We start from the raw sequence: 17,198 nt of genomic DNA on the forward strand, positions 1-17,198 counted from the left end.
AGTATATCAAGCATATAGTTTTTAAATAACATACATATTATTCTTAAATATCAAGCATATAGTTTTTAAATAACATACGTATTATTCTTAAATATCAAGCACATAGTTTTTAAATAACATACGTATTATTCTTAAATAAAAAGCACACAACTTTTAAATAACATACATATAACTATTAGATAAAAAACATATAGCCTTTAACTGATAGGTACATAATTATTAAATAAAAAACACGTAACATCTAAATAAGTAGTAGAGTAGTAAGTATATATTATTTTTTATAATAAAAGACATTACACCAAGAATAATTATATCCTCTAACTTCTAACCACTCAGGGAATGAAATATCTTTATTGGTTTCATCATATTGAAACCATAGGTTATACAACTCTTGATAATAAGTTTTTTCCTTTAAGTATTCACTATATGAATCTAAGTTTTCTTCATACTTTGTAAGTAACTTGTCCATCTCATCTAAATCATACTTAATATTTGCTTTAGTACTTAAAATAACGCTTTCTTGTATATGATGAGAAGCAAACCATAGTTCATCTATATACTTATTTAATAATAATTCTACGGATTTAATATCTTTACTATCTAACTTTAAAGCATCTTTTAACATGTTTTCAGAAGAGTAGTATATATATTCTTCACTATTCAAAGAAATAGGAATATCTAACTGGTATCCCCATCTAACAAAAGGCATCTCCTCATTTAAAATAGCCTCTTTGACTATTGGAAAAATCAACTTAACAACTAGAGGTTGCTGGAATGTTTTTATATTATTCTTATCAAAACGTTCTTTGCAAATATATGTAATAAAGTGTTTCTGTTTAATTTCAGGTAATGTCAATATGTACTCAATCATAAGGTCTAGCTTTTTGTTTGCTAACTTCTTAAGGCCACTATTTCTTGTGTTTGCATATTCATTCCAAAGTGTTGTTATTTGCTTATCTTCATAATCTATGATATTCATTAATTGCCTCCAAACAATATTAAAACTCTTTGCGAGTTATATAATTATGTCTAAATTATAATTATGTAAATAAGCCTATTACCATGTATCGGGAATCAGATTCCATATTACAATTATAGTAATAAGTATTATTGATAAAGTAACTGATGATGTAACTAATATTGGCTTATTTTTTTTTATAATACCCACAAATATACCTACTGTTAACAGTAGTACTAATAAAAGGATTACTAAATTAAATCCAAATGCAAACATATTTATATGCCCTCCTCATAAAAATATATATAGGCTTCTCCTGTATTTTACCATATTACATGATGAAAGTCATTTTCTAACACTAAATATTTTAAGGTGACATACAAATAATTACGATAAAAAATAAGATTATATAACCTTAAGATAATAATTACTTTACAAAAATAAATATACAATATATAAATAAATATAATATATAATAAGTAACCCATCTAATTATAATTCAAATATAATTAGGTAAAATAAATATTTGAATTTTAATAGATGGTTTTTATTATAAATCCTTATTATTAATATATTTGATTCTAATATATTGACCATTAAGAAATGACATCATTTTTCTTAAAATTTCTATTTGCAATTTCAGAAAATACTAGAGTAGTAATGAATGCAACAAATATTGAAACCATAGTATCATTAATACTTAAAGCAGACTGCTTTATAATTCCCATTGCACTTCCTAGCATAGAGTAAGGGAAAAAGATACCAATAGAAGGCTTAGCTATCAGTAACCCCATACCAAATAAAGAAAGACAAAGGCTAATTCCAATAGGAGTTGCAAAACTTCTAATCTTAATAGACATATATAACTGTATAGAAGCTATTGAAATAGAAATAATCCAACCTTTAACAATCCAACCAGTAAGTTCTTTAGGGATACTATCAGGAAAAGCAAACATATTTCCTGCAACTATATAAAAGATAACAAAAACAATTTGTGTAATAGCCGTAAGTACTGAAATTACTGCAAGCTTAGATAAAAATATATTTTTTAGATTGATTGGTAATGTCATTATATTGTTCCAGTTATGATTCATATGTTCAAGCCTACAAATATATGCACAAAAGATTGCTATTAAGATAGGAAAGAAAAATTCCCCATAAAAAAGACTAACTTGAGTCCATAAGCTATACCATTGTTTTGTAAGAATACCTTGATTTAGATAAAAATTACCACAACCAATTAAGACACTTATAAGTGGTAAAGCTATCAATACATACCATATAAAAGAATTTTTTAACTTTAGGATTTCTCCCAAGACTGCTTTCCTTAACATTTAAACCCCTCCTATAATTCTTTTTTTAATAGATGATTTCTTCCAATATAATAAATTAACATTCCAATTAAGAAGATTATAATAGTAATTAAAAGATTCATATCAATTCTGTAGACGGATGGTCCACTGGCATTATCATATGCATAGTTTAAAGGTGACAATTCCAAGTAATAAGACCATATAAATAATCTACGAATACCTTGATAAAATAGTCCTGATGTTAAACCTATAAAACTACCTACCATACCAAATGTAATTGCAATCATTTGATTTGGAATTACAGTTGCAATCCACAGGTGTAGTGCGATTATAGCAGTACTTACAAGTATTGTTCCAAATGTATATTTTAGAAGTAAAATTAAAGAGAAGGGTTCAATCATATCTCTAAAACATCCAAATAGTATAATAGATAACAATTGCATTAACACAGATACAGATATTAATATAGTAGTGCATAAGAATTTAGAGAAATAGATACTATTTAAAGGAGCTACAGAAGATTTTAGAAGTTTCCACGTATCTCCTTTATGCTCTATATCACTTATGCGTGATGTAATTATTGATATTAAAATAGGAAAGAATAAGCCATTTAGAGTTACAAAATTCATGATAATATATGAATATTCAAATCCACTTAACATATCTGGATTACGTGTAATGGTTCTATTTGAGTTCATAATACACCACAATATTTCAACAACTACAAATAAAAATGTCATAAGAAAAAGTTTCTTTCTTCTAAGTTTGTAAAACTCTAGACCAAGATATTTCATTATAAAGTCACCGCCTTACCAGTAAGTTCTAGGAATATATCTTCTAAGCTCTTTTTATGTTCTTCTATTCTGAATACATCAATATTTGAATTGACAAGTATGTTATTTACTTTAGCTACATCTGAGTCGTTTAAATTTTCAATAGTCAAGTATCCGTTTTGTATGAGCGACATATATCCTTTATTGTTCAATAATTTCTGTGAAGATATAAGGTTTTGTGTTTTGATAGCGATATGACTTTGACCTCTATCATGAAGTTCTTTTATGCTATCTTGAAAAACAAGTTCACCATGATTTATTATTCCTATTGATGTAGCAATCTGGTCAATTTCACTCAAAAGATGGCTAGAGATTAGAACTGTCATACCATATTTTTCTGGAAGTGACTTTATTAATTCTCTAATCTCTTCAATTCCTGCTGGGTCAAGCCCATTTGTAGGTTCATCAAGTATTAATAATTTAGGAAACTTCATTATAGCCATAGCAATACCAAGACGTTGTTTCATACCTAAAGAGTACTGACTAACCTTTTTGTCCTTTTGATTTTCTAGTCTTACTATTTTCAGTGCTTCATTTACATTTTTTTTAGGCAAGTCCAAGAGTTTTTGCATGATAGTCATGTTTTCAAGACCTGTTAAATGTCCATAGTATGACGGAGATTCTATCAATGAGCCAATATCCTTTAAAATCGATATTCTGTTTTTTTCATTTAACTCCTTATTTAAAATATTAATGTTTCCTTGTGTAGGCTTTGCCAGTCCAAGTAACATTTTAAGTGTGGTAGATTTACCTGCTCCATTAGGGCCTAGAAAGCCATATACAGCACCTTTTGGAACTCTTAGGTCTATATCCCTTACCCTAAATATTTTGTTGTATTCCTTTGAAAGTCTGTGTGTCTTAATTATCATTTCCATATATTTCATCCCCTTTTTTAATCTGTGTTTATTATTTTTTTTTAGCTTGTATTAGTATAATAACTTGACTACATTTCAGATAGCTGACGTTTACCTTACAATAACCTTAAATAGTTCATTGAGGGAAAGTCATGAAAAAAGGGATGTGATATACTAAAAAAGGGTGATGATTATGGAATCAATAAAAGATAAAAAAATACTTGTAGTGGATGACCATAAAGAATTATTAAAAATGATAGATGAAATCCTAAGAAAAGAGGGGTTTAATAGAATATTTTTAGCATCAAGTTATGAGGAGGCTGTTAGAGTATTTAAAAATATAAAGCCCGACTGTGCGATTTTAGATGTTGTATTACCAGATGGAGATGGTTTTTCTATTATGAGAAAAATCAGAGAGACATCTAAGATACCCGTTATTTTTCTTTCTGCAAGAGGTGAAGACGAGGATAGATTGATTGGTTTAGGTCTAGGGGCTGATGATTATATAGTAAAGCCATTTTTACCAAAGGAACTTACATTAAGACTCATAGGTATATTAAATCGTGTATATGTTCCTATAGAAGAAGAGGAGTTGCCAGTATTTAGATTGGGAGATTCTGTTGTTGTGAATTTAAATAGTGCATGTGTTGAAAAAGATGGACAAGAGATTTCTTTAACAGCTAAAGAGCATTCATTGCTTTTAAAGTTGTATGAAAATAAAGGTAGAATTGTTACCAGTGACTCATTGTGTCAAGCTATTTGGGGAGATGATATGTATGGATATGAAAATACTCTTATGGTTCATATCAGAAGAGTTAGAGAAAAGATAGAAAATACTCCATCTTCTCCTAAACATCTTCTTACAGTAAGAGGTCTTGGATATAAGTTGATGATTAATTAATTTTAGATAAGAATGAAGGAAGTCAAGAGGAGTGATTTAATTTTGGATAGTATAAAGTATATATTAAGGAGATTTATAGGTTCAAGTATCTTGATTTCATTGCTTTTTATTATATTAAATATATTAGGTTTATTTGCATTTTCATATGTGACATTTGTATCTAAATATTCTGGTGATTTGAATGCAAGTGAGAGTAAGGAAATAAGAGCAACTTTGATGATGCTTGAGGATAAAGTAATCTTAAAAGATGGAAAGTTTACTTTAGATGATTCTAGTAAGGAAGTTTTACATAGTAATAAAGTCTGGGCAATGCTAATTGCTAACAATGGAGATAGGGTATGGGGCTTTGATTTGCCAAAAGAAATCCCAAGCCATTATACTTTGACGGATGTAGCTAAGTTTTCAAGATTCTTTTTAAAAGATTATCCTGTGTATGTATGGGAACATCCAAGTGGAACCTTAGTAACAGGGTATCCAAAGGATAAGTATACTAAATTTAACCTTACCTATACTATTGATGAAATAAGTCAATTTCCTATGCTAATAATAGGTATGCTTTTATTTAATGCAATAATTACATTTTTACTAGCTTCATTTATAGGATTTAAAATGGTCAAATCTATAAAGCCAATTATTACTGGTATAAAGCTTATGTCAAAGGGAGAGCCAGTAGTTCTCCAAGAAAAAGGAATACTGAGTGATATCTCAAAATCTATTAATACTGTATCTAAAGAGTTGCAAATGAAGAATGAAAGACTTAGAAAAAAAGAAGAAGCTAGGACTAACTGGATTGCAGGAATATCCCATGATATAAGAACACCACTTTCAATGATAATTGGATACTCTGGAGAACTTGAAGAAAGCAGTAGCCTTTCTCAAAGAGAACAGGAGCAAGCATTTATCATATGTAATCAAGGCATTAAGATTAGAGAATTGGTAAATGACCTTAATTTGGTGTCTAAACTTGAATATAATATGCAACCATTAGATTGTAACAAGATTAGAGTTTCTGTGTTTTTGAGAGAGCTCGTTTCTGAATTTATAAATAATAATTTGGATAATGATTTTTATATAGAGCTTGATATATTGAATGAAGATATTATTATCAATGCAGATAAAAAATTGTTAAAGAGAGCTATTAGTAATTTAATACAAAATAGTATAACTCATAACCAGCAAGGATGTAATATAAAGGTGATTTCTAAATCGGATTTGGATTTTTGCTATATAATTGTTGAAGATGATGGAAAAGGAATGAGTCAAGAGAAGATTAATTATTTATTAAAAGCTCAAAATGGATTAAGTGAAGCATATGCTAAAGGTCAAAATCATGGTCTAGGTCTTTTGATTGTTGCAGGCATTATCAATGCACATGATGGTAAGCTAGATATCACAAGTATTGATTGTCAAGGAATAAAAACAATCTTAAAATTACCTTTGATTAAGTAAAATTTTATAAAATAATAATAGATAAGAATGAAAAATGAAAATATTTTGAAAATAATTTTATTCTTTATTGACAAAGAAACTCTATTAGAGTAGAATAATGATAAATTCTTTTCTTGTCAAGTTTTATTAAATAAAGAGTAACTTTTGTTTTATGCGCTTAAAGCTTAGTTACTTATGGTATCAAAATTTTCATAGAAATAATATTTTGGGATTATTGTAAGGTTGTTAAACTCTTTATATAATTCCTTTTTTTTATATTTTTTACCATTTTTTACCTAATATTTAATATTATTATTGACAAAAAAATTCTACTAAAATAGAATTAGAGTATAGTGTTTTTTAATTTTAAGAAAAACATAATGAGATGCTGAAGAAGGTTTTAATTATAGGATGTTTTGTGTAATTGTCATAGTCTTTATACAATTATTTTGAATCTATTATAACATACTTATTTATTTAAAAAAAGAGAAGTATTTTTAATTGTCATAATTTGTGTTCTAAAGTTCTACTAAAGTAGAGTTTTTTGTGTTATTTCCATATATATTTTACATAAATGTATATATATGTTGAAATATATTAATTATTTATAACATAATTAATGTAATGATTTGAAAAAGTTAAGATACAAATAAAAAAACTGCTAAAGTAATCAAATACAATTATATAAAATTTTTTAATTGAAACTGAAATTATAGTCTTAAGATTAGAATAGACATTATTTTTTGAAGGTTTAAAAGTTAAGAAGCCAAAGAATAAAGGAAATGAGATTTGCTGAAATACAAATATTTAAAACTAAAAAATACAAAAGAAAGGAGAGCTACTGGACAAGTATCCAAAAATAGATAGCTGAGTACAAAATATTTCATAAAATTAAGCAATATAACACAAAAGAAATTTGACACTATTTATATATATTTACTGTGTACAAATAGCTAAATTTAAGATTTAAAAATATCTTATAAATCAAGTTTATATAAATCAGTATAAGATTTTTTAATAGAAAAAATTTATTACGGAGATTGCTTGTCTGTATTCTGAGTAGCAAAGGTTTATTATGCCTATAAAAAAGTTGCCACAATCAGAATTAAAGATAATGAAATTTATATGGAAACTAGATTCCAAAGTAACATCAAAAGATATTGTTTTAGGGATGGAGCAAAAATATCAGTGGAAGCAAACAACGACTTTGACTCTTTTATCTAGATTGGTAGTAAAAGGATTTCTAAATTCTCAAAAGGTAGATAAATATACACATTATGAAGTTTTAATTAAAGAAAAAGAATATATAAATGTTGAAACAAGAGAGTTCTTTAAAAATGTTCATGATTCCTCTATGAAAAGCTTATTGTTATCATTACATGATAATGTTAATTTGAGTAAAGATGAGCTATTATTTATTGAAGAATGGATAAAGAGTCTACAAAAAAATGAAAAAAAAGTATAGATTAACATATTTCTTTAGATTATCAATCTGAGACATATGGTGTATTTATATAATCTATGTGACTACTTAAGTAATATAGATAAAATCTATAATAAGATTACAATATAAATCCAAATCAGATTAAATATAAGCGTAAACTAATAATTTATATTCTGATAATTTAAAAAAGCTACCTCTACTTAAACTAGATAAGTGTAATTGAGGTAGCTTTTTAAATACAAAATACTAATTTTTAGAATGTATTATATAAGTTTTACAAATATGACATGCAGTTTTCGTATTTAAACTGATATAATAAATAATAAAAATATTGATAAAATAAAAGCGTACTAAAAATCAGGAGGAGAACTTATGAAATATCAAGTTTCATTATTAGCAGTAAATGATGTAGAAGTGTCAAAAAAGTTTTATAAAGAGCTATTTGAACAAGAAGTTGAATTAGATTTAGGTAAAAATGTAACATTTAGTGGAGGGTTTGCTATACAAGAAGATTTTGCATGGCTTACAGGGATTAATCCAGATACAATTGTACGAAAATCAAATAATATGGAGCTTTATTTTGAAGTTGATGATTTTGATAAGTTTATTGAAAAATTAAATTCTTATAAAGATATAGAGTTTGTTCATCAGCCATTAAAACATGAGTGGCAACAGAGAGTAGTCCGTATTTATGACCCTGATAAGCATATTATTGAGATAGGAGAGTCTATGGAAGTCATAGCTAGAAGGTATTTATCTGAAGGTTATTCTGTAGAAGAAACTTCTAAGATAATTCAACATCCAATTGAATTTGTAAAGCAGTGTGAAAGTACTAAATAATATTTTTTATGTTTTATTTTATTAAATTTTAAGTAAGATGATAATGTAATTGTATAAATTTATGTTCAATACGTATCAGTCAAATATTATTGAAAAGGAGTGATTATTATTAAAGCAGTTGAACTTTATAATAAATTAGCATTGGAGTTTGATATTAAAAATATTGATGACGATTGGAGTTTTATGAATTTTGACAATGATTTTATTACTCCAGAATTTAAAACAAAATACATAGGCTTGGTACTAGACAATGCCAAAGAAATCAATAAAGTATATACAACTACTTTTCCTGATAAATACATAATTAAGCAGATTATAGATAAAGATGAAAAAGATGTCTTGATTTTTTCACATCATGCAATGGAGTATATAGCATCAGATGAAGGTTTCCCATTTCACGACATACCATTATCTTATATGGAAGAAATGAAAAATCGTAGAATATCTTTTTATGTGTTACATTCTCCATTAGACAATTATAGTGAATATTCAACTTCTGTCAGTTTTGCAAAGGCTCTAGGTTTAGAAATCGTCGAACCATTTTGTAAGTATGATGATAAAATCAAGGTAGGAGTTATATGTAAGACATCCTTAAAATCAATTGAAGAGACTAAAGAGCTAGTTAAAAAAACTGTTGGTCATGATGTGAAATTGTATGCTTATGGAGAATCGGGACTAAAAGATGGTCTAGTTGCTATTGCAGCAGGAGGAGGAAGCTATCCATTTGTAGCAAGTGAAGTTGCTGAACTTGGTATAAATTTATATATAACTGGATTTACTAAACCTTTAAAGCATTTTGAACCAGCATTAGAGTTCCATAGAATAGCAAAGGATAATTTAATTAATGTTATAGGTGCTACTCATTACTCTACAGAAAAATTTGCCTGTATGTCTATGGTTAATTATTTTAAAAAACTAGGGATAGAAGCAGAATTCTTGGAAGGAAAAAATTATTTAGAAGATTTATAGGATGTAAGTTATAGAATATATAGAAGCTTGATAGTAGTATATATGTAGAATTAATAATGTATGATGTATAGAAAGTTAATAGTATATAACAGATATAAAGTTAATAGTATATAACAGATATAAAGTTAATAGTATATAAAACAATAAAAGCAAGCAGTTGGTAAAAGTTTATGTTTACTGACTGCTTATTTTTATGCTCTTTTAGGTAGATATTTCGTAATAATACTTGGCAATATTACAGTTGATTATAGTCTTATGAATTTAGAAACAAACTTACAATTACTATTTATAATGTTTATTTTTCGATATTTTTTCTGATATTATTTACAATTAATTAGATTTTATAAATATTTATTTCGGATTATTATAAATATTTATTTTGAAAAAATAGAATTATTATATTTATGAGAATAAATGGTATAATAAAAGGTAAAGTGTCAAATATACACTAAATTAAATAAGTTAATTAGTATATAGATTAAAGTAGAAGTAATTAAAACTTATTAAGTATCAAAACATGACTGCTTATCAAAGTAGTTATTTAAAAAGACATAAAAAAATAGTTGTTTAGACAAAGTGGTTATTTTAAAAAAGTAGTTATCTAAAAAAAAGAGGATGATTATTCATTAAAGTAACTATCCCAAAATGGACAAAAAGATGACTTATTATTACTCATCTAAAAAATAGAAAATCAGATATGAAATTTAATAAATAATAATTGATAGGGAAGGGAAAGATAGCATGATATTTACAAAGAGTAATAAATACGATAAGAAATTTCTCATGGAAAATATGATGGGACCTAATTGTATAAAGATATTGGAAGAGTTGACAAGTAAGATAAGACTAGAAAAAGGAATGCGTATTTTAGACTTAGGATGTGGGAGAGGGATATCTTCTATATTTTTAGCAAATGAATTTGATGCTACTGTATTTGCAACTGATTTATGGATAGAGCCAACTGAGAACTATGAAAGATTTAAGCAATTTAAATTAGATGATAAAATATTTCCTATACAAGCTGAAGCACATGAATTACCTTATGCAGAAGGTTTTTTTGATGCAGTGATAAGTGTACACTCTTATCACTATTTTGGTAATAAAGAAGGATTTTTAGAAAACCACATATCACCTCTTGTAAAAGATGGAGGAGTAATTGCTATGGCAATGCCTGGATTAAAACAAGATTTTGTTAATTGTATACCAGATGAACTTATTCCATTTTGGCAAGATAATATGAATTTCCATTCAATTGAATGGTGGAATGAGCTTTGGTCAGAATCTGAGTCTGTAACTGTAGAAAAATGTGAAGCTTTAAGTTGTCATGATGAAGCTTGGAATGATTGGTTAAACTGTGATAATTCTTATGCTAAGAATGATAAAAAAATGCTGGAAGTAGAGGCAGGTAAGTATTTTAATACAATTTCCTTGATAGCGAGAGTTAATAATAGTAAAAGTTAGATGAAAAATTTAAATCTAAAGTAGTTTTTTAAATTGTTTATGCCCAATTAGATTATTTATGTCAATTGGGTATTTTTATTTAAAAAATATGACGGTATGATACAAAAAGCACAAGTATAGGATATAAACTTTGAATAGGATATAATATAGTTAAATGAAGATATGTCAGTTGTAGGAAATTTATAATTTATTATAAACTAACATTGACAAATTAAAGGCTTACTTTTATACTCGATACAAGTAAAGTAGCTTTAAAATTATAGATTTAAAATAAACAACATATGAAATTATAAAATAAATAACATAATAAATAAGAATATGTAATTATAAAATAAATTAATTTAGGAGGAACAATAATGAGTGAAACAAAAGAAGAAAATTTACTAGAACAATTTTTTAAAGTGCAATCATTGCTACATAAATTTCACCTTCAAAATCATAAATCACATGGATTTTTTAGAGCGACGCATAGAGGACAAGGTAGAGTATTATCCATGTTAAAAATAAAGCCAGAAATAACTCAAAAAGAACTGTCATACTTACTTGATATGAGACCTCAATCTTTAGGTGAGTTGCTTTCGAAATTAGAAAATCAACAATTTATCACTCGTACACACTCAGAAAAAGACCGTAGAGTAATGGTAGTAAAATTGACATCAAAAGGAATGGATGAAATTAATAAGAATGAGCAGAGAGAAGACCCAACTAATCAAATATTTAATGTATTGGAACCAGAAGAAAAGAGTACTTTAAGTTATATTCTTACAAAGATTACTAATGAACTAGAAAGAACTATAAAAAGTGAGGATGGTAATAACTTTGATGAGGCACATATGCAACCACCACCAAGACCACATCATGGACAGTATTTAGGTGGATTTGCTGGTAGAGATGCAATTCAAAACTTATTTAATTCACATGAAGGATATCCAGATTTTCCAAATAGAGAAGATTTGTTTGAACAAATGGTAAAACAACACCCAGAACTTATAGAGCAATTGATGAAACAGCATCCAGAGTTCTTTACGGAAAAAGAACTTGATAGAAAAAATAGCTCTAAGAATGAAAGCGAACAGGATATTGATGAAGATTAAAAATTTTATAGTATTATTTGATAATTTTTTCTATATATTTTATTATACTTTAAATTAAACTGTGAGATGTTTAAGTATATAGTCAAAGGGCTAGTACATCTATATTACTTTAACTATCAAAGAACTTATTTTAATAGATACACATAAATAGAAATATACAAAGCTATTTTAATCTAATATATTATCATATATAGTAATTTATATATCACTATAAATTAGAATAAGAAAAAATTATTTAACTATAATAATAAATTAAAAAAGGGGAAATGTTGAGTTGATGGAAGGAATAAAATTTATAAAGTCAGAAGAAAAGTATATTTGGTCATATTGGCAAACTTTTGGTAAAATTGCAAAAGAGAGGAAATATCTAGCTATGGACGAAGCATTTCCTTTTGAAGAAACAGTTGAATTTATAAAGAATGTTATAACTAAAAATTTTCCACAACTATTTATAATTGAGGTAAAATCAGATACATGTGTTGGTTGGTGTGATGTTTTGCCTAAAACCAAAACTGTTGGTTACTTAGGTATGGGTATTCTTAAAGAGTATAGAGAAAAAGGTATTGGGAGTAGCCTTCTAAAACAAATTATTGATTTATCAAAAGAATATGGATATAAAAAAATTGAGCTAGATGTGTTAAAAAGTAATAGTAGAGCTATTCATGTTTATAAATCTTTAGGGTTTGTTGAGGTAAATACAATAGCTAGTGGATTTACATGGAATGATAGACCTGTAAAAGAAGAAGTTATACAAATGGAGCTTGTATTAATGTAAAACTTATTGAGAATTAATAGGATGGTGATAAAAAATACTATCCTATTTTATTGTTTAAAAATAGTGGTTTTGCAGTTAAGTAAGTTGTTTTTAGATGCTTTTAGAGAAATTTTTATTTTCTTTCCCACTATAATTATATCATAAATAAAATTTTTTTTTAAGACTGTGAATATATCCTCATTTCTATATAATTGATATAGTGGATTAAATGTTAATTTCAATTGAGGAGGATTATAATATGAATCTAAATGATTTTGAGTCAAATCTTGAAAATCAATGGTTACAAAAAACTCTTAAAGAGGCTAATAGACAACTTGAGGAAAAGCGTAATGAAGAAGATAAGCTAAAAAAAGATGCTATAGAAACTCAAAGGGAACTATGGAATGACTTAGGTTCTATTTCTGCGGAAAATGGATTAGAACAACTTTCAGAATTTATGTCATTTATGGATGTTATGAAACATCAAAAAAGGAGCCATGAATTTACTAAGAAACTCAAAGATAAGTATGAAAGAATGATTGAATCTCCTTATTTTGGAAGAATTGACTTTACAGAAGTTTGTGAAACTGAGTCTCAAAAGTGTTATATTGGATTGTCAAATCTTATTAATGATGATTATGATTTTCTTGTATATGATTGGAGAGCCCCTATTTCAAGTATGTTTTATGATTATGAAATTGGACAAGCAAGCTATGAGTGTCCAGAGGGGATAATCTCTGGAGAAATTACTAAAAAAAGACAGTATAAGATAAAAGATGGCAAAATTGAGTATATGTTTGATAGTAATCTAAATATAGATGATGATGTCTTGCAAGAGCTTTTAGGTAAAAACTCTGATGAGAAAATGAAAACTATAGTTACTTCCATTCAAAGAGAGCAAAATCAAGTAATTCGTAATGAGAAATATAAGAACTTAATTGTACAAGGTGCCGCAGGAAGCGGAAAGACATCTATAGCACTTCATAGAATAGCATATTTATTGTATAAACATAAAGATAAAATAACTTCTGAAAATATAATGATATTTTCTCCAAATAACATATTTAATGATTATATATCAAACGTACTGCCACAACTTGGTGAAGATAACATTTGTCAGACAACATTTAAAGACTATATGCATAAAGAACTGGGCGATGAATTTAAAAAAGAAAGCCCAGCTGAAATGATGGAGTATATTCTTAATAACAATGGGAAAATCACATATAAGGACAGGATAGAAAATATAGAGTTTAAAACTTCTTTAGAGTTCACAAATATATTAAAAGAGTATCTAAATTATTTAGAAACAGATGATAGATGTTTTGAAGATATTATTGTAAGAGGTGAGTTGATAATTTCATCTAAGGAGTTACAAACACTGTTTTCTAATGACTATTCAAATTTACCAATTAAGAAAAGATTAGAGAAAATAAAAGCAAGAATAATATTTTTAATTGAGCCATATGAAAAAGCTTGGATTGATGAAATATTTAAAGAGCTTCAAGCATCTGGCGATTATATAGAAAAAGAAGAAATGATAGAGAAAAGTACTTTTATTGTAAAAAAACATCTGAAAGAAGTTTATTCTAAAATTTCAAGAATGACAGAGTTAGATTTGATAGACACTTATAAAAACTTATTTAAGAATTTAGATATGTTTTTAGAAAAGGCGAATGTTGAGTATGATAAGAATATTATAGATAATATAAAAACTTATACAATAGATAATTTGAGTGTAAAGAGTCTTTATTATGAAGACCAAGTGATACTTCTATATCTAAAGGGAGCTCTTGGAGGTATTCCAAATACATCACAGATTAAATATGTAATCATAGATGAGGCACAGGACTATACTCCTTTACAATATGAAATATTTTATAAACTTTTTAAATCTGCCAATATGACTATATTAGGAGATATTAATCAATCAATTAACCCATTCATGAATGTTGGAGACTATAATAATATTCCTAATGTATTGAAGAATGATACTTGTATAATAAATCTAAGTAAAACATATCGTTCTACAATGGAAATTACTAGATTCTCAAGAAAACTTCTTACAAAAGCGATAGATGATGAGTATGTTGAGAGACATGGTGATGAGCCTAGGGTTACTGGTTTTAAAGAAAAAGATTATATGAATGAAAAGCTTATTGAAGACATAAAAGCTTATAAACATAAAAATTATAAGTCTATTGGTATTATAACAAAGACAGCCCATGAAGCTAAGGAAGTGTATGAGTTTTTAAAGGAAAATCATATTAATGTAGAGGCTATAATAAAAGATGATGATGAGTATGTGAATGGTGTATTAGTAATACCTTCATATTTATCTAAGGGACTTGAATTTGATATAGTTGTAATATACGATGCAAGTGAGGAAAGGTACAATAGTGAAGATGAAAGATTGCTTCTTTACACTTGTTGTACAAGAGCTCTTCATGTGCTAAATATATACTATTTAGGTGAAATAACTCCTTTATTAAAATAACAGGTTTTTAATTATAGTTTGATTTTTATTTTAAGAATATCAGATATTTATAATCTATCTTATTTATCTGTTTTTTATGAATTTATTATATATTTGTAATTAAAATTTATAAAATAAGTTATTATAAAGTTAAGTATTTTAAAATCTAAACTGGGTAGCCTGTTGTATATTTGCAAGTAAAATTCATATATAAAATTATAATGAAGTTAAAGTTTTTAAAATCTAAACTGGGTAGTTTATTGTGTCTTTACAAATAGAATTGATACAACAATTTATAATGAAGTCAAAGCCCTTAAAATTCCATATGAATGGACTTTTTAAGGGCTTTTTAATATTAGTAATAACTTTTGTAGATTAGTTAAATTTTTAGAGTAGTTAAATATCTAAAATTTTATATATTAAATCTAAAGAAAATATAAAGATGGAAGATACGACTATATTTACTAATAAGAAAACTAAAGTTATATACAATAAACTCATGAACACTTTATAGTTAATTATACCTATTTTGCATCTATTACTTCATGAGCCATTTTAACTAAGTCATTCATAGATAAATTTGAATCTTGAATTGTAAAAGAGTAGTAGACTCCATCTTGTTCCCAAGTCAAGGACTTAAATTCATTAACTTCTACTTTATCTGTTCCTTCACTAAATGTATATTTACCTGATTTTTCATCAAGTTTATCCTGTTCTGTCATTTTATAATCTTCTGGCACAAACTTGTACATTGATGTTTCATAAGAAATATTTATATCTTTGTAAGTATCTACAACTTTCATTTTATCAGAATCTTTTCCAAGCACATTATTTGCTGTTTCAAGAGATATTTCATCATTACCATTTTTATACTCAAACTCAAGTGCTTTTAACTCTCCTAAAACATTATCTTTTTTATCAAGTGCTTTTTCTTTTATAGTATATGCCCCTTTAAATTTATATCCATTACTAAATTCGGAAATTAGATTAGGGGTAAAGTTAAAGTCTTTTTTTACCTGTTCAGTAGTTGGAATCGATGTATAGGTAGGCTTAATGCTTGATTTTCCAACTATACTATATATTTCTCCTACTGCAAGAGCTGTTGTACCTAATACTAAAGTGATAGCTAAAGTTGCCACTAAACCCCTTCCAAATGGTAATTTATGTGTTTTATTATTATTCATTTTATAATTTTCCTCTCTTTCTGGTAAACTATTTAGCGTTTTATTTAAACTATTATGAAAGCTTTCTGGAGCTTTTGGAAACGAATTATTTAAGCTATTTTTATTCATATGATTACCTCCATATTTTCTAATTTAGTTTTTAATAATTTTCTTCCTCTCGATAATCTACTTTTTACAGTCCCCTGAGGTATATCCAATATTTCCTTAATTTCATCAACTGAATAACCCTCAATATAGTAAAGGACTATTGGAACTTTAATCTTTTTAGGTAGACTTTGAATAGCAATATACAAATCATTATAATCTTCTTTTTCATCGATTTTTTTATTTTTAAATACGTCTTCAAATGATAGAAATTTCAATTGTTTACGTCTTAATGAGTTACATTCATTTATCACTATTCTAATCAACCAAGTTTTAAAATATTGTTCTTCCTTAAGAGAATCTAACTTTTCATATGCTTTTAAAATAGCATTGTTGACGGCATCTTCACAATCCTGGTCGTTTCCTAAAATAGACTTAGATACACGATACAAAGTCTGTTCTGATTCAAGGATATTATTTATAAATGTAGTTTTATTCAAAGGAATTCCTACCTTTCTATGCAAATTGTAGCGCTACTTTTTTGCCTTTCACTTATTAGATAAGATTTTACTATAAATGGTTCACTTTTTTTGAAAAAAATTAAA

Annotated in this window: 16 protein-coding genes; 9 read left to right on the forward strand and 7 right to left on the reverse strand. The window is 26.7% G+C overall.

The genetic code is table 11. From position 1 onward, the window contains the following. Nucleotides 1–271: 271 nt before the first annotated feature. The 5 genes from Q3223_RS08855 to Q3223_RS08875 form a co-directional block, all read right to left on the reverse strand. Complete coding sequence (locus tag Q3223_RS08855) at nucleotides 272–979, reverse strand: hypothetical protein (RefSeq protein WP_407811866.1); 708 nt, start codon at nucleotides 977–979, stop codon at nucleotides 272–274. A gap of 78 nt (nucleotides 980–1,057) precedes the next feature. After that, nucleotides 1,058–1,234 carry a hypothetical protein gene (locus Q3223_RS08860; protein WP_153885125.1) on the reverse strand — a complete coding sequence of 59 codons (177 nt, stop codon included), beginning with the start codon at nucleotides 1,232–1,234 and terminating at the stop codon, nucleotides 1,058–1,060. Between the two features lie 320 nt (nucleotides 1,235–1,554). Further along, complete coding sequence (locus tag Q3223_RS08865; RefSeq protein ID WP_407811867.1) at nucleotides 1,555–2,292, reverse strand: ABC transporter permease; 738 nt, start codon at nucleotides 2,290–2,292, stop codon at nucleotides 1,555–1,557. A gap of 11 nt (nucleotides 2,293–2,303) precedes the next feature. Continuing rightward, entirely contained in the window at nucleotides 2,304–3,065 is a 762-nt protein-coding gene (locus Q3223_RS08870; RefSeq protein WP_054275910.1) for an ABC transporter permease, read from the reverse strand. After that, nucleotides 3,065–3,988: an ABC transporter ATP-binding protein gene (locus tag Q3223_RS08875; RefSeq protein ID WP_407811868.1), complete on the reverse strand. Its 924-nt coding sequence runs from the start codon at nucleotides 3,986–3,988 to the stop codon at nucleotides 3,065–3,067. Before Q3223_RS08875 ends, Q3223_RS08870 begins: the two co-directional genes overlap by 1 nt. 163 nt (nucleotides 3,989–4,151) lie before the next feature. Between Q3223_RS08875 and Q3223_RS08880 the strand changes: the two genes are divergently transcribed. The 9 genes from Q3223_RS08880 (at nucleotide 4,152) to helD (ending at nucleotide 15,346) form a co-directional block, all read left to right on the forward strand. Next, nucleotides 4,152–4,859, forward strand: a complete 708-nt coding sequence (locus tag Q3223_RS08880; RefSeq protein WP_054275911.1) for a response regulator transcription factor — start codon at nucleotides 4,152–4,154, stop codon at nucleotides 4,857–4,859. Nucleotides 4,860–4,901: 42 nt separating this feature from the next. Continuing rightward, nucleotides 4,902–6,308 (forward strand): sensor histidine kinase, encoded by a 1,407-nt coding sequence (locus Q3223_RS08885; protein ID WP_407811870.1) that lies wholly within the window; start codon nucleotides 4,902–4,904, stop codon nucleotides 6,306–6,308. A gap of 1,054 nt (nucleotides 6,309–7,362) precedes the next feature. Continuing rightward, the gene (locus Q3223_RS08890) at nucleotides 7,363–7,752 is read left to right on the forward strand and encodes a BlaI/MecI/CopY family transcriptional regulator (protein WP_054269201.1); all 390 of its coding nucleotides are present in this window, start codon (nucleotides 7,363–7,365) and stop codon (nucleotides 7,750–7,752) included. 351 nt (nucleotides 7,753–8,103) lie between these two features. Then, a complete protein-coding gene (locus tag Q3223_RS08895; RefSeq protein ID WP_074179141.1) occupies nucleotides 8,104–8,571 on the forward strand; it encodes a VOC family protein in 468 nt (155 codons plus the stop codon). Nucleotides 8,572–8,670: 99 nt separating this feature from the next. Continuing rightward, nucleotides 8,671–9,540 (forward strand): Nif3-like dinuclear metal center hexameric protein, encoded by an 870-nt coding sequence (locus Q3223_RS08900; protein ID WP_407811871.1) that lies wholly within the window; start codon nucleotides 8,671–8,673, stop codon nucleotides 9,538–9,540. A gap of 741 nt (nucleotides 9,541–10,281) precedes the next feature. After that, the gene (locus Q3223_RS08905) at nucleotides 10,282–11,001 is read left to right on the forward strand and encodes a cyclopropane-fatty-acyl-phospholipid synthase family protein (protein WP_054275915.1); all 720 of its coding nucleotides are present in this window, start codon (nucleotides 10,282–10,284) and stop codon (nucleotides 10,999–11,001) included. Nucleotides 11,002–11,357: 356 nt separating this feature from the next. After that, complete coding sequence (locus tag Q3223_RS08910) at nucleotides 11,358–12,095, forward strand: MarR family transcriptional regulator (protein ID WP_219673853.1); 738 nt, start codon at nucleotides 11,358–11,360, stop codon at nucleotides 12,093–12,095. 277 nt (nucleotides 12,096–12,372) lie between these two features. Further along, entirely contained in the window at nucleotides 12,373–12,870 is a 498-nt protein-coding gene (locus Q3223_RS08915) for an N-acetyltransferase family protein (RefSeq protein ID WP_407811872.1), read from the forward strand. A gap of 238 nt (nucleotides 12,871–13,108) precedes the next feature. Beyond that, the gene (gene helD / locus Q3223_RS08920; protein WP_231300982.1) at nucleotides 13,109–15,346 is read left to right on the forward strand and encodes an RNA polymerase recycling motor HelD; all 2,238 of its coding nucleotides are present in this window, start codon (nucleotides 13,109–13,111) and stop codon (nucleotides 15,344–15,346) included. A 503-nt stretch (nucleotides 15,347–15,849) separates the two neighbouring features. Here helD and Q3223_RS08925 read toward each other — a convergent pair. Then, nucleotides 15,850–16,617, reverse strand: coding sequence for a hypothetical protein (locus Q3223_RS08925; protein WP_407811873.1), 768 nt, complete (start codon nucleotides 16,615–16,617; stop codon nucleotides 15,850–15,852). Beyond that, nucleotides 16,614–17,093, reverse strand: a complete 480-nt coding sequence (locus Q3223_RS08930) for an RNA polymerase sigma factor (protein ID WP_021383499.1) — start codon at nucleotides 17,091–17,093, stop codon at nucleotides 16,614–16,616. The genes Q3223_RS08925 and Q3223_RS08930 overlap by 4 nt, the downstream gene beginning before the upstream one ends. Between the last annotated feature and the right edge of the window lie 105 nt (nucleotides 17,094–17,198).

Source organism: Clostridioides sp. GD02367, from assembly GCF_045900275.1.
In the GTDB taxonomy this organism is placed as follows: domain Bacteria; phylum Bacillota; class Clostridia; order Peptostreptococcales; family Peptostreptococcaceae; genus Clostridioides; species Clostridioides difficile_A.

Coding starts and splice junctions, on each gene's coding strand:
- Q3223_RS08870 (WP_054275910.1), bottom strand. CDS start 3,065: ATGAAATATCTTGGTCTAGAGTTTTACAAACTTAGAAGAAAGAAACTT.
- Q3223_RS08895 (WP_074179141.1), top strand. CDS start 8,104: ATGAAATATCAAGTTTCATTATTAGCAGTAAATGATGTAGAAGTGTCA.
- Q3223_RS08865 (WP_407811867.1), bottom strand. CDS start 2,292: ATGTTAAGGAAAGCAGTCTTGGGAGAAATCCTAAAGTTAAAAAATTCT.
- Q3223_RS08910 (WP_219673853.1), top strand. CDS start 11,358: ATGAGTGAAACAAAAGAAGAAAATTTACTAGAACAATTTTTTAAAGTG.
- Q3223_RS08915 (WP_407811872.1), top strand. CDS start 12,373: ATGGAAGGAATAAAATTTATAAAGTCAGAAGAAAAGTATATTTGGTCA.
- helD (WP_231300982.1), top strand. CDS start 13,109: ATGAATCTAAATGATTTTGAGTCAAATCTTGAAAATCAATGGTTACAA.
- Q3223_RS08925 (WP_407811873.1), bottom strand. CDS start 16,617: ATGAATAAAAATAGCTTAAATAATTCGTTTCCAAAAGCTCCAGAAAGC.
- Q3223_RS08905 (WP_054275915.1), top strand. CDS start 10,282: ATGATATTTACAAAGAGTAATAAATACGATAAGAAATTTCTCATGGAA.
- Q3223_RS08860 (WP_153885125.1), bottom strand. CDS start 1,234: ATGTTTGCATTTGGATTTAATTTAGTAATCCTTTTATTAGTACTACTG.
- Q3223_RS08855 (WP_407811866.1), bottom strand. CDS start 979: ATGAATATCATAGATTATGAAGATAAGCAAATAACAACACTTTGGAAT.
- Q3223_RS08875 (WP_407811868.1), bottom strand. CDS start 3,988: ATGAAATATATGGAAATGATAATTAAGACACACAGACTTTCAAAGGAA.
- Q3223_RS08890 (WP_054269201.1), top strand. CDS start 7,363: ATGCCTATAAAAAAGTTGCCACAATCAGAATTAAAGATAATGAAATTT.
- Q3223_RS08880 (WP_054275911.1), top strand. CDS start 4,152: ATGGAATCAATAAAAGATAAAAAAATACTTGTAGTGGATGACCATAAA.